Source organism: Adhaeretor mobilis, assembly GCF_007741515.1.
GTDB classification, from domain to species: Bacteria; Planctomycetota; Planctomycetia; order Pirellulales; family Lacipirellulaceae; genus Adhaeretor; species Adhaeretor mobilis.
Genome location: NZ_CP036263.1, coordinates 2,119,613 through 2,133,173, shown reverse-complemented (window position 1 = coordinate 2,133,173; position 13,561 = coordinate 2,119,613). Strand labels below are relative to the sequence as shown.

The following is a 13,561-nucleotide window of genomic DNA, read 5'->3' as shown; positions in this document are numbered from 1 at the left end:
TTCGGCAGCGGATGGAATCACCTTTTTTTTGCTGTATCCTGATCGAGATCACCAACGATGCCGCCTCAGCGGTTCTGGTCGAGTTGGCTCGTAAATTTTCTCCGATTGGGCATTGTGGTGAAGGTAATTGACTCTGGAGTTTCCGAATGAAATACTAACCATCCAAGACCTATGGTTTCCTCAAGACAACCGCAGTCGGCGGACTGATCTTTCTGTTGCCCGTTGCAGTAATCGGAGCGTTGCTAGGATACGTCTATAATATTGTGGCGGTGATCTACGATCCACTCAAAGAGTACATGCCGGTGCACACCGCCTATGGCCTGACACTCTTATTTTTGATCGCTGTAGCTATTCTACTCATCCTCTGCTTTCTGTTCGGTCTAGCAGCGCGGCGTGCTTTTGGTCGGAAGTTTTCTCAAGCTATCGAGAAACAGCTTGTGATGGTCTTCCCCAAGTACGCCATCTATAAAGACATTGTTGCTGGCAACATCGGTGGCGAGACGCTGACTCCCTCCCTTATCCCCGTCACGGTCCGACTCGACGACATGACCCGAATCGGGTACGAATCGGGTCGCACTGAGAGCGAGCTTGTCATTGTTTACTTACCGGGATCACCCGATCCATGGATTGGTTCGGTAGCGCTTGTAGAGCCCAATCGGATTCAAAAACTCGACACCGACTTCAATGAGACGGCGGCGATTTGCGAACGTTTAGGGCGTAATTCCGAAGAATTGCTTTCATCAGTAAATAGAAGCTCACCAGCAGTTGAAACTCGACGCGAGGAGAGGTAACTACGACTTGGCTGCGGGTTGGAAACGGCAATTTCTGACTTGCATGAGGTGACGCCCTTCTATGCGGGTTCGAGAGTTCGAGACGTCCCTCGAGAGATGAACACCAAACCTACGTCTCAGATTCCTAAGACACTCTCCACTATGCACGGTGTCCCGATGTGACCTCAGACGGAGATCTCTTCGGAACCAACGTACTAGCAGTTTACGACCGAAGGGAGTTAGCGGTGACGTCGAACGATGTCGCAGGCATGAGCCAGAAGAGGTTGCATTGGTGCGCCCAAATTTAGACGGGCGACTCCACGTTTCGTTCCTTGCACTGGACTCTAACTACATTTGGTGAGATTTCTAATCGGAGTGACACGAATTCCTCTGCTACACTAGGGTTTGAGAAACTAACCGCTGAAACTTGCCGCATAGGCATCTAGAAAAGGGTCGGCGTGACCAAGAAAGTAGCAATGACTATGAAGACAATCGTCCGAGTCAGAAATTGGGTCGCAACAGTAGTGATTGGCCTAGCGCTGCTTGTCCCTCAAGCTAACGGTCAAGAACCAGCTGCTCCGGCGGACAATGTAAGTATGGAGGTTGCCGAAGTTAGCGAGATCCTGCAGATCCGAATAGCAGCGAAGAAGGGGCAAGTTGCCTGGGGCGATATTTTGCGAGCCATGGTGCGAACCGGGCAGTTTAATGACGGCGCATTGAAGGATAAATTGCCTTCTGGCACGCTTGATTTGAATCTTGATTCCAGCCGATTCGTTCTGATTGGCATCAACGCCTTCTTAAGCCCTGACATTAATATGCGTATCGTTCCCGGAGATGCAGGCCAAGACAATGCGCATTTGCTTGTGAAGATCGATCAAGCGGCGATTCGAGAAAAGCGGCGAAATCTCAATCGGCAAATTCGCGAAAAGCTAAGAGACCCCGCAGGTGAGCTTTTCGGACTACAACTCTCAGAGGGATGGCAGCAGACCGACGATAACAAGGCATTGGTCATTGTCATCCACGGATTCAATTCGTCACCGTTGCGATTTCGAAAACTTGTGGATACCTTTCAGAGAGCGGAATTCAACAGCGGGATTTTTAGCTATCCAGATGACCAACCAATCGTCGACTCTGCGCTGCTGCTATCGAACGAGTTGAAAGCGATTGCTGCAAAACATCCCAAGCGGGCTATCGCGTTAGTGACCCATTCAATGGGCGGACTTGTTGCGCGCGCTACCGTCGAGGACCCTGAGCTTGATCCTGGCAATGTCACTAAACTGATTATGATCGCTCCGCCAACCCACGGCTCGCTACTTGCGAATTACTCTTTCGGAATCGATGTCCTCGACCATGCGTCGCCAGACCCGCAGCGAGGCGATGTCTCCCGATGGTACGCCGCAGTCGCAGATGGAATGAACGAGGCTGCAGTCGACTTGACACCTGGCTCACATTTTTTGCGTAGACTGAACGCTCGACCAAGAAATCCGAACATTAGCTACTCTATCATCCTCGGGACTGGCGCTCGGGTTACCAAGGCACGCCTGGAGAATTATCGACAGCAACTCAAATCAGTTCAATCACAAAGCGAAGTGACCAGCCTACTCACTCCTCACTTAGACGCGACATTGGCCGACCTCGAAGAAGTCCTGGAGGGCAAAGGAGACGATGTTGTGGCAGTCAAACGTGGGCGTCTTGAGGGGGTGGAAGACACCATCTTACTTAAGTTTACACATCTTGAGGCACTGCAGAACGAAAACGAGTTGGAGGGTCACGAGCTCTACGAATCCGTTCTGACACGTCTACGTAAGTGATCGTCCCGGAGCTTGCCATTCAGGTAGTGATCGATGAAATTCGGTATGCGACTAATTGCGTTTCTACTGCTGGCCAGTACGGTTATGGCTGATGATCTGCCCAAGGGTGTCGAAAACAGCCAGAATCCCAATGACGTTTCGCTCTCGCCACAGGATTCGCTCAGCCGCATTACGGTTCCCGAGGGGTTTCACGTAACACTGTTCGCTGGTGAGCCGGATATCCGCCGCCCGATTGCCTTTGACTTCGACGACCGAGGCCGGCTATGGGTCGTGGAGAACTATTCTCACCCGCACTGGAAGGAAGAGAACGCCACCGACCGAGTCATCATATTGGAAGACACCGATCATGATGGCGAATTTGACAAACGGAAAGTGTTCTGGGATCAAGGGCGCTACTTAACTGGGATTGCACTGGGACACGGCGGCGTGTGGCTGGCGAACACACCGGAACTCCTATTTATCCCGGACAGAGATAAGGACGACATTCCGGATGGCGATCCCGTGGTCATGCTAGACGGGTTTCAAATTTCTACAAATAACGTCCTGAACAATTTCCATTGGGGCCCCGACGGCTGGCTTTACGGAGCGATAGGTCTGTCGACTCAGTCACTAGTTGGAGAACCAAATACACCCAAAGAGCAACGAACACCGATCACAAGGGGAATCTGGCGGTTTCATCCCATTTCGCACCGCTTCGAGAAGGTTGCGGAGGGAATGGTAAACCCCTGGGGCGCTGACTTCAACGAATTCGGGGACCTCTTCACCGCCAATACGGTCATCGCTCATCTGTGGCACATCGTGCCCGGTATGTACTGTGAACGCCGCGCTGCTGAGCGCGACAACCCTTTCGCTTATAGTCGCATTCAGTCTGTGACGAATCACCTGCACTGGGGCGGCGGAACCTGGCAAAGTTCTCGAAATCTCAGCAGTCACAAGATTAAGAAGCAAGCAAATAGTGCGACCGTCGAAGCAGCCGCAGTTGTGAATCACGACCATGACGAAGGGTATCACTCGCACTCTGTCAGTGGTGGAGGACACGCCCACTGCGGCGCAATGATTTACCTTGGGGATAACTGGCCAGAGAAATATCACGGGACATTCTTTACTAACAACCTCCACGGAAATCGCGTCAACAATGACCGGCTGATTCCGAAGCGATCAACGTACGTCGGGGAACATGACGACGACTTCCTGTTTGGGAACGATCCGTGGTTTCGAGGGATGTCCATCAAGTATGGCCCAGACGGCGGTGTCTACGTCTCTGACTGGCACGACTACGGCGAATGCCATGACAGCGACGGCAGTCATCGCACCACCGGACGCATCTATAAAGTGACGTATGGAGACCCGCAGCGCAAAACGATCAATCTGCAGAAGAAATCGAACCTTGAACTGGCTGAACTTGTTAGCCATCCCAACGAATGGTTTGTACGCCGCGCACGAAGAATTCTCCACGAACGACATATCCGTGGTGTGGACGTCGCCGACGCACGAGATCAATTGATTTCGGTTGTTCAGAGCGATGCAGACGAACTCCATCGCCTCAGGGCATTGTGGGCACTGCACCCGCTCGACCAGCAACAGTTGTGCGAGGTGTTGCTCCGCAAGGGTGACGACAGCGAACACATCCGGCGATGGGCGCTGAGACTTGTCACGGACAGAAGCAATTGCGACACGAGCTTCTCCGACGGAGTAACAAGAAACTGGATCCCCTCACACTATCTGGAACAATTGTCTTCGTCCGCCGATTCAGACCCATCTGCCAAAGTTCGTCTCGAACTGGCGTCTGCTCTTCAACGCCTGGACCCAGCTCACCGTCTTGACTTGGCATCTCGGTTACTGAATCACGCCGAGGACGCCACCGACCCCTACCTTCCTCTGATGATCTGGTACGGCCTCGAACCGGCCGTTGAGAAGCACCTCGCTGAGGCACTTAAGGTTGCATTGGACTCCCGGATCCCTCTGGTTCGAAAGTACATCGCGCGGCGAATCGCTGACATTCAGCCACCTCCTCTTGAAGACATCGTCAGGGCAACTCTCAGTACCGACGACGAGCAGATCGCTGCCGATTTGCTGAAGGGCATGAATGAATCGCTGGCATCTCGCGGCAGCCAGCAGGAACCCAAATCGTGGAAAAAACTTTACGCCCAACTAACAAAAGCCGATTCAGATGAACTTCGATCCGTGGGAGTACAGTTGGCCGTCCTATTTGGAGACCAAGACGTCATCAGCAACATGCGGCAGGTTGTCATCGATAAAAGCGGAAACGTTGCTGAGCGTTGCAGTGCTTTTCGCTCACTTCTGAAAATTGATAACGGCCTCTCGATAGATCTGCTTCATGACCTCGTCAAAACGGATTCCGACCTTCGCAAGTATGCCCTGGAGGCACTGCTCGCAAACAGCGACAGGACAACGGCACAAATCCTTCTGCAGCAGTTTTCAACGTTGTCCGCAGAAGAGAAACGGAGCGCGGTTGCAGTACTCGTGACGCGTAGACAATTCGCGGCAGCTCTCCTGAGGGCCATCAGCAATGGTGTGGTGTCACGGTCGGATGTCTCTGCGTTCGCCCTTCAGCAGCTACGAAATTTCAGTGACTCAGATATTCAGCAGCGCGTTGTCGGAATCTGGGCCGACGATGACACCTCAGTCCTCAAGGCAGACGAAATCATTCGACTCAAAGAGGTCATGTCAGCCGATTATCTCCGATCAGGCGACGTTGCTGCGGGTCGTACACTTTTCGATCGAACCTGCTCCAAGTGCCATACACTGTTCGGTGAGGGAGGCACGATTGCTCCCGATCTGACGGGCTCCGGTCGGAAAAGTGCCGACTATGTCATCCGGAACCTGATCGACCCCAGCGAGGAGATCGATGCGACCTACCGGCAGACAATCGTCGTTACCGTTGACGGCCGCCTCTTTAGCGGATTCATCGTCCAGCAGGACGATCACAGGATTACCGTTCGCACGCAGGACACGACAGTAAAACTCGACATGAAAGACGTTGACGAAGTCTTCACATCCAACGTTTCGATGATGCCTGATGGAATGTTAAATACGTTGACTGATGAACAGTTCCGCGACCTTTTGGCATACCTCGCCAGCGAAGAACAGGTCGCCCCGCAGGTAGTCAATCCGACCCGATAGATAGTTGACCTTGTCTCTTTCATTTCATCGGGCATGTGGCAGTATGAGTGATTATGGCTGCCGCGAAGGGAACGTAGCGCACCTCGCTTCGGCTAAGTCTTAGCAAGCGAGCGGGGCTGGCCCGAAAGGACTGCTTCCCTTATGTTCCACACGTGGGGGGCAGATCCCCACCTTCACGGCATCGGGTATCAAGCCCCAACCTTCGCCAATGGCGGCTAGGTCCGCGTCCAACGGGGCCAATTGTGCGCCAGGCGCCGCATTTTGCGCCGCCATCGGCAGCGATGAGTGTATCATTAGGGATTTCCGGCAGTTGTTCGATTCCTACAGAGAGCACTTCATGAATTGGGCCACGGCCGACAAGTATTTCGACCAGCTCGAACACTGGTTAGACATGGAGGGCGAGGCTGAGCGGCAACGCATGGTCGAGCGTCGGCAGCAGAAGCGCACGGGCAATCCCGAACGCTCTGGCGAGACGATTGTGAATCTGCGGCTTGTGGATCATCGGTCGGGCCTAGCCGGGCGATTTCTGATTGACTTCGCAAAGCCCGCGGCAGAGCGGCTGCCCATGAACCGGCTGAAAGTCGGCGCGCCGGTGGTGGTTTCCGATGAAGACCAGCCCGACAGCAGCGGCATCCCCGGCGTGGTGAGCAAGCGAACCGCAACGTCGGTGCAAGTCGCCCTCGAAGAATGGCCCCAAGCTCGGCATTTTCGCTTGGATCTTTCCCCCGATGAACGAACTCGGCGGAGGCAGCTATCCGCGATCGGTCGAGCTCGCCAACTCAATGGCAGCCAAGCGCGGCTACGAGACCGGTTGCTCGGCCTTCAGGAACTGCGATTTCATGAGCCGCCAAAGGTAGAGTTCTCCACGCACTTGAATCCGCCGCAGGAAGAAGCGGTGAGATTTGCTCTGTCCGCTCGCGACTTCGCCATCTTGCATGGTCCGCCTGGCACGGGCAAGACGACCACGCTTGCGGAGGTGATCTTGCAGGCGGTTCGCAATGGCGAAAGAATTCTCGCCTGTGCGCCTAGCAACACTGCAGTTGATAACTTGCTAGAACGGCTCGTTACCCAGTTGCCGTCGGTCATCCGCGTGGGACACCCAGCCCGCGTGCTTGAATGGCTTCGTGGGCACACGCTCGATGAACTGGTCGAAGCAGACGAGTCGACGGCTATCGTGCAAGAAATGTATCGCGAAGCGGAAATGCTCATGCGTAGTGCCTCAAAATCGTCGCGTTCACGCAACGCGTACACTCGAAAGGGTGAGCTCTACGCAGAAGCAAAAAGCCTGCGCCAACAAGCACGACTCCTGGAGCGGCATCTCGTTCAGCAGGTGCTCGATCGCGGGGATGTCATTTGCACGACGCTCACGCTCGATGAAGAGCTGCTCGGCGACCGGGAGTTTGATCTCGTGGTAATCGACGAAGCGTGCCAATCCACCGAGCCGGCCCTGTGGCAGGCCATGCTACGAGGCAAGCGGTTGGTACTAGCTGGCGATCACTGCCAGCTACCGCCCACGATCATCTCGAAAGCAGCCGCCCGCGAAGGATTTGCCACTAGCCCGATGGAGCGGCTTATCAATCAGGCTGGAGATCAAGTATTCCGACGGCTTACGGTGCAGTATCGCATGCACGAGTCAATCATGCGGTTCTCTAGTGACCAGTTTTATGACGGCCAGCTCATCGCCGACGCTTCGGTGAAATCGCATCGATTAGCTGACCTGCCCATTGTGACCGAAGAACTCACAGACACGCCAATCATCGAATTCTGGGACACCGCGGGGGCCAGTTGGGACGAGCAAATCGAGACCGACGGCATGAGCAAGTTCAATGCGAAAGAAGCCAACTGGGTTGTGAAGCAAGTGCAGCAGTTTGTCGAAGCGGGAGTCGAGCCAAGCCAAATTGCTGTGATCGCACCCTACGCCGCTCAGGTACGGTTACTGCGGAACCGGTTACAACTTGAAGGACTGGAAGTCGATACCGTCGATGGCTTCCAGGGACGCGAGAAAGAAGTGGTGATCATCACCTTCGTACGCAGTAATACGACCGGAGAAATCGGCTTTCTGTCAGACACGCGGCGAACGAACGTAGCCCTCACGCGCGCGAAACGTGCGCTGCGCATCATTGGCGATAGCGCCACGCTTTGCGGAAATCCGTTTTATGCTCAGCTGCTCGATTACTTCCAAACTCAGGAGGCGTACCACAGCGTCTGGGAGTTGCAGGATGATGATCCGTAGGGAACGCCAAGCAAGGCGTTCCCTACACAAATCATTCTTCGCTGAAAGAAGCACCCACGGCAGGATTCGAACCTGCGACACCAGCTTTAGGAAAGCCGTGCTCTATCCCCTGAGCTACGCGGGCTTTGCGAATAACAGCTCACAACGTGCGATTCTAGCAGCGACTGCCGTATGTTGCTACGTGGTGATCAACGCGACACGCCACGCCTCATTCTCCGAGTAGTACCAAGCGTCATGCCCCCCAACAGTGCCGCAACCATTGCGGACGGCTCAGGAACGCTATGCGCAGCGCTTTCGGCTACATAGGTACCACCGAAATTCTCATGCCAAAGGAAAGTGCGGTCGTACTTGGCGATGGCCTGCGAGTCTGCTTGCCAGCTTAGGAAGTCGCCACCGTCGACCGTTCCGTCATGGTTCTGATCACCTGGACGAGAATAGTCCGTGCCGTAGCGAACTCCCCATATTGTGCCATCGTGCTCGGTGACCAGGCCGTCGTGATCTGCATCTGCATCGAGCGAACCGGTGGACATCGCCTTTTGCCAACTCAGAAAATCCTCTCCATCGACTGCCGCATCGTCGCTGAAATCGCCCTGCCTGCGCGATACACGTGTAATTGTGAGTTCACCGGTCTGGCTAAGGTAGTCGTCCACAAAGAGCTGTGAACTAAGATCGAACTCGAAGGTCGAACCGTCTGAAAGCACGCCGGAAAGCTCTATACCACGCTCGGTAATGCTCTGCGACTCCCCTTCTGCCAAGTTAACGGGCTGGCCGTCAATGTAAAACTCTGTGCCAAACAGCAAGAGCTTCGGGATGGGCGCAGAAATAAAATCGCGAAGGTAGAGCCGCCCGAGTATTATGCCACCGGATACGCGAATTTCCGTGTCCCGAATGTCGAAGGTATCGTCTATCCACACCCCACCGGAAAGACTTATCTCACTCTTGCTACCACCAACGTGGCCATCGACTAGCCCTCCCATCATGCGAACGATACTGCCATCAGAAGAAGTTAAGCGGCCTGAGGTCGCACCCACTAGGTTCACCTCAGCCGGTACGTCTTCGGTCATGTTGTCGCTGTCCGCGCTTACTGAACCAAATGCTCCTGCCTTGATCGTCGCTAGGCTTCCAGCTGTGGCACTTAGTACAGCTACAGAGCCACCGTAGACGCTGGCGGTCGTTTCGTTGCCGAGCTGAATTGACTGAGTACTGCCATCTTGAATTTCGATAGAACTGCCGCTGTAAGCATGAAGATTGTACTCGATCGAACCACTGTCCAGTTGCAGGTGACTTCCGTTGAGCAGGTCGGCCTCGTGACCAATTGAACCGCCGTTCAGATGGACATACCCACCGGTGACTTCCAAGTTGTTACCCACACTACCGCCCGCGTCCACTCTGATCATGCTACCGACACCCGCATTGAAGTCTTCGCCAAGCGAGCCCCCAGATAAAACCTGAATGGTCTGATCACCACGAATGCCTACCAACTCAGGCGCGTAGTGATTCAAAATGGTATTGCTAGCGACCGGAGCAGCGGGCTGTTGCGAAACGAGTGTGACTATTCCATGAGACGAAACGCCGAATCCGGAGGAATCCATGTCTGATAGCGCAATAGGTGTTCCGTCGGCGAGCACGCCTGTCAACCACTCGTTGATGGTCAAGCGTAATTCTACAGAAGCGCCCGGCTGATCGAGCCCAGCCACAGGCACGCCATTGATCTCGAAATCGCCGCCGTAGAGTTCCACGTTACCTTGCCCACGGACAGCGCCATAGGTAGTAAACGACTGAAGACCATCGGCGATCGTGCCGCCCGACATGGCAAATGTGCCCCCAGGCAGGACTGTGAATTCGCTACCAATCCGCCCGCCTGATTGGTAGACCACGGTACCCGGCTGGACTTGAGACTGCGGGCCGAGTGTGCCGCCGCTCACGTTCACCGTAGCAGCTGTGGCACGAAAGCCGTGTCCGATTTCCCCACCCGCCTGCAGGTTGACAACGCTCCCGCGATGAGCGGCGAATATCGGTGGGAGTGTCGCTCCTGCACCGACGGTCAATACTTGCCCTGCCCGCAAGCCAGCGGGAGTTGGATCGGCAGGCAAGTTGATGGGAGAGGGTGATGCTGCGGGACTTGTTGATCGTCTCAGGACCAGCGGGTCGTGAGCAACCTCGCCATCGTAGTTGCTCACTCCAATTGCGATCGTGCTGCCATCCTCCAAGACTGCTGACAGCACGCCACCGATTGTAGGCTGTACGAAGCTAATCTCATTACCAACAGTTTCCAGCCCTGCTATGGGTACGCCGTCCAGCTCAAACTGACTACCTATAATTGTGACATCCCCGCCATAGGTCGTATTCCAAATCGACCCGATACGGCCACCAAATATCGTAGATTGGTTGTCATCGGTACTCACGAGACGGTTAATCGCTCCGCCCGTCTGGTGGACTAATGAAGGCTCGTCGGCATACAGATCATTAAGATAGCCACCGGTGACATAGAGTTCGCCAAGCGTCGCAGCATTTCCCAGGTTCATATATCCAGTCGTTCCGCCACTGATTTTCACAGTACCACCGACTAGCGAAACTCTCTCGTTTTGACCACCCAGCACATTCACTTCCGAGCCTTCGTAAGAGATGATCACGAGTTCATTGACGCCTGTAAGGTAATTCGCGACAACTCCCTCATACGCCCTTAAGTTGCCATTGTTCGATCCGTAAAGATTGACAGTGACCCCACCATAGGAATTCGAAACGCTGGTAACGGTTCCTCCTTGGACGTTCAGCTCAATATTCGTGCTGGTGGAGTTGGTCTCACCAAATTGGATCACGCCCGTGCCACTACCCTCGCCAACGTTGACTTGAGAGTTGCTCCCCACGATTGCCGGCAGTGTGTCACCCGGCAGGTTGTAGATCGCATCGAACTGCGCAGTGGCCATTGCTGTGAGCAAGACCATTCTCACGATCAACAGGCCTGACAACGTGAGCGTAGTAACTCGCCAGAAACTGCTCCAAGCCATGGGGCATCCCAATAGTCTGCTGCGAAGAGTCATCGAATAGAATAACGTCGGTTACAAGCACTATTCTAACCGACGATGCAATAGAGAACAATCAATCGGAGCCTCTTCTCCCAGCAGCCGAAAAGCTGGCCTAGCGCGGTGGTGGCCGACGACCGTCTCTCGGCGGTGGGCCTCGGCGTCCGCCTGGGGGACCACTCCGTTTTCTCGGTGGGCCGCCGCCTGGAGGTCTACCGCGGCGGCGGAAGCTTTCTGACGGTGTGCCACGGTAGAACCGCGGGACGACAGGCCAGTTTTCTGTCAGGAAGTAGGCGTAGGTTCCTTTCGGATAGTCAAGGAACCGAGAAAAGGTTCCAAGAACCCTTTTTTTACCGGTATATGGTTGCCGCCTACGCCGACTTTACTACATCGCTTATAATCGAAATGACAGCCAGGTTGGACAGCCTGTTAGACCATCACCTGGAGTACAGGAGCATTAGCATGGGTCTTCTCGGCGACTTTCTTGAATCGTTCTACGGTAGCGGTCAGACGTTCCAATCAGTGCGGGGCAAGCTGCGACAAAAATGCAGACCTGCGACACAAGGTGAAACTTCTCGCCGGCGGCCAATTGGGAAGCAGAAGGCTCCTTCTGCCGCCCACATTACCACTGTTAACTCAGAGTTCTGGGCTGTCCTACCTGACAAAGTTCGCGTGGATTCCGCCCGAACCAAGAACGGGAAGATTGAATCCACTGTTGAAATCACTAGGGGCGGTGAGTCATTGAAGCGAACACCCGACGGTACCGTCGAAGTTGAGAAAGTGCGGTCACGGCGGCGAGCGCAGGAAGGAGGATCTCTTCCTACAAACTATCGTCGTCATTTCGACCGCAGCCTGATCCGGGAGTTCTTTGCTTCGCTTGTTCTTGAGGATGCTGGTGCGTGCCAGGTTGCTGGGCGAGATTGCGTGCGAATACGTGCGGTGCCTGTACCGGGCGATAGCATTTGGCCACATTGGCTTCCGTCTGAGGCAGACGAGTTCGAGTTTGCCGCCGATCTAGGCTTCCCATCGTTACTAACTATTACAGGATTCTTGTCTGGCCAGACCATTGAACACATTGAGGTAGTTGACATTGCGTTCGACGAACAAATCGACGAAAGCACTTTTGTTTGCCAACCACTTGCAGGGCAGTCAACACGCTCAACAGAACCAGTGACTCAGCGGGTCACGTTAGAGACTGCGGTTGCGAAAGTGCCATTTACTGTGCTACTTCCAAAGCGAGGAGTTGGCGAGGGAAACCCGGATCTGCACTACGAACCTGGCAAAAATGAGCGTGCCGGCGAGAGCGTGTTCGTCATGTACCTTGGAGACGGATCAAATAGCGTGTGGTTTCATTTACGGGCGAAGCCTGAACCTGAATCTGACGAGGGGTTGGAATGGGAAGAAGTCGAAGTGGCTGGCCGACAGATTGAGATTTCAGACCCTGAGGTTGAAGGAGGCATGATCTGTCTCAGATTCTGCCAAGATGGGACCTGGATCGAAGTTGTATCCGACCATTCACGTCAGGACCTATTCGACATAGCGATGTCGTTTGAGCCAGTTTGAGGTTTGCCGAATATGACGGAACGCCAGGCCGGCGACCACGATGAGCCCCAGAAATGGTTCGCAGGGAAGTGTCCGTCGATTGTGCATGAGTGGTCCATTCTGCGGTGTCAGCAGATGGGTCCGCCTAGTCTATAAGTTCAACGCCGTAGCGCGGAGAGAGTTTCTAACTAGATTGAGTAGGTGATTTCAGCATAGCCTGCTTACCTCCAGAGCGTTTTCTAAGTTCGTGTCGCGAATCAATTAACTCACGGTGCAAGCACTGGGGCGAAATGTGCGACGATTGCCTGTGATATCACTGAGGGCACTACTCCAGGGAAATTCAAGCATTTCCAAGATTCCTTGAACCCTTTCCAGCTTCCGTTGCACTAAAGAGGGCATGACTGCCATGCTCGAAACTACCGTCGTCAAAGCTACCCACCCCCAACCAGACCAGTCCGTTGAGGTCAAATTGGAACACCACAATCTGGAGCGGCTCCTTGGAGAGCACCAGGCGGACATTTGGCGCTACCTGCGTTTCCTGGGGGCTGGTAGTGCCGATGCGGAGGATCTAACGCAGGAGACTTTCCTCGCCTTGGAGCTGGCCACCTTCGAAGAGCGCAGTCGAGCGGAAACTGCCGCGTACCTGCGCAAGGTCGCCAGGAATCAGTTCCTCATGTGGCGGCGGGCTCATGGGAATAAGATCAACACGGTCGATCTAGCCGCTGCTGAAACCGCCTGGGCGGACATCACCGAGCCCAACGGCGCTGCCTCCGATGGCTTCGCTGGGCTGCTCGCCGCTCTGAAGCAATGCCTAGAGAAGATCGAAGGCCGCGCACGCTCGGCCATTGACCGTTTTTACCAACAAGGCGAAGGCCGCGAAGCGGTTGCCGCTGCCCTGAACATGAAACCCGACGGGGTGAAGACCTTGCTACGCCGCACGCGCGATGCGTTGCGAGAGTGTATCGAGCGGAAGCAACGCGAGTGAGTGAGGAATGTCGCGTTGACACCCCTAGCCCTCAGCGCAAGCTGAGGGGTTAT

The 13,561-nt window shown here is 54.6% G+C and carries 8 protein-coding genes and 1 tRNA gene; 6 read left to right on the top strand and 3 right to left on the bottom strand.

What is annotated here, in order from left to right; all coding sequences use genetic code 11:
* The first annotated feature begins 215 nt into the window (after positions 1–215).
* From HG15A2_RS08330 to HG15A2_RS08320, 3 genes are all read left to right on the top strand, one after another.
* Complete coding sequence (locus HG15A2_RS08330) at positions 216–791, top strand: DUF502 domain-containing protein (protein WP_218932415.1); 576 nt, start codon at positions 216–218, stop codon at positions 789–791.
* 455 nt (positions 792–1,246) lie between these two features.
* Positions 1,247–2,581 carry an esterase/lipase family protein gene (locus tag HG15A2_RS08325; protein WP_145059635.1) on the top strand — a complete coding sequence of 445 codons (1,335 nt, stop codon included), beginning with the start codon at positions 1,247–1,249 and terminating at the stop codon, positions 2,579–2,581.
* 33 nt (positions 2,582–2,614) lie between these two features.
* Entirely contained in the window at positions 2,615–5,725 is a 3,111-nt protein-coding gene (locus HG15A2_RS08320) for a PVC-type heme-binding CxxCH protein (RefSeq protein ID WP_145059634.1), read from the top strand.
* A 99-nt stretch (positions 5,726–5,824) separates the two neighbouring features.
* On the opposite strand, the gene HG15A2_RS23875 is transcribed toward HG15A2_RS08320, so the two are convergent.
* Positions 5,825–6,019, bottom strand: coding sequence for a hypothetical protein (locus tag HG15A2_RS23875; RefSeq protein ID WP_218932595.1), 195 nt, complete (start codon positions 6,017–6,019; stop codon positions 5,825–5,827).
* Positions 6,020–6,062: 43 nt separating this feature from the next.
* Here HG15A2_RS23875 and HG15A2_RS08315 point away from each other — a divergent pair, with 43 nt between their 5' ends.
* A complete protein-coding gene (locus tag HG15A2_RS08315; protein ID WP_246117910.1) occupies positions 6,063–7,958 on the top strand; it encodes an AAA domain-containing protein in 1,896 nt (631 codons plus the stop codon).
* Between the two features lie 51 nt (positions 7,959–8,009).
* On the opposite strand, the gene HG15A2_RS08310 is transcribed toward HG15A2_RS08315, so the two are convergent.
* Both HG15A2_RS08310 and HG15A2_RS08305 read right to left on the bottom strand, forming a co-directional pair.
* Positions 8,010–8,082, bottom strand: a tRNA-Arg gene (locus HG15A2_RS08310).
* A gap of 64 nt (positions 8,083–8,146) precedes the next feature.
* On the bottom strand, positions 8,147–10,966 hold the full coding sequence (locus tag HG15A2_RS08305) for a hypothetical protein (protein ID WP_145059632.1): 2,820 nt from the start codon (positions 10,964–10,966) through the stop codon (positions 8,147–8,149).
* 477 nt (positions 10,967–11,443) lie between these two features.
* On the opposite strand from HG15A2_RS08305, the gene HG15A2_RS08300 reads away from it, so the two are divergent.
* Both HG15A2_RS08300 and HG15A2_RS08295 read left to right on the top strand, forming a co-directional pair.
* A complete protein-coding gene (locus HG15A2_RS08300; RefSeq protein WP_145059631.1) occupies positions 11,444–12,544 on the top strand; it encodes a hypothetical protein in 1,101 nt (366 codons plus the stop codon).
* 385 nt (positions 12,545–12,929) lie between these two features.
* Positions 12,930–13,508 (top strand): RNA polymerase sigma factor, encoded by a 579-nt coding sequence (locus HG15A2_RS08295; RefSeq protein ID WP_218932414.1) that lies wholly within the window; start codon positions 12,930–12,932, stop codon positions 13,506–13,508.
* Positions 13,509–13,561: the final 53 nt, after the last annotated feature.

Bases quoted from the DNA above. Each gene is read 5' to 3' on its own strand.
- HG15A2_RS08325 (WP_145059635.1), top strand. From the start codon at position 1,247: ATGACTATGAAGACAATCGTCCGAGTCAGAAATTGGGTCGCAACAGTA.
- HG15A2_RS08320 (WP_145059634.1), top strand. From the start codon at position 2,615: ATGAAATTCGGTATGCGACTAATTGCGTTTCTACTGCTGGCCAGTACG.
- HG15A2_RS23875 (WP_218932595.1), bottom strand. From the start codon at position 6,019: ATGATACACTCATCGCTGCCGATGGCGGCGCAAAATGCGGCGCCTGGC.
- HG15A2_RS08315 (WP_246117910.1), top strand. From the start codon at position 6,063: ATGAATTGGGCCACGGCCGACAAGTATTTCGACCAGCTCGAACACTGG.
- HG15A2_RS08305 (WP_145059632.1), bottom strand. From the start codon at position 10,966: ATGGCTTGGAGCAGTTTCTGGCGAGTTACTACGCTCACGTTGTCAGGC.
- HG15A2_RS08300 (WP_145059631.1), top strand. From the start codon at position 11,444: ATGGGTCTTCTCGGCGACTTTCTTGAATCGTTCTACGGTAGCGGTCAG.
- HG15A2_RS08295 (WP_218932414.1), top strand. From the start codon at position 12,930: ATGCTCGAAACTACCGTCGTCAAAGCTACCCACCCCCAACCAGACCAG.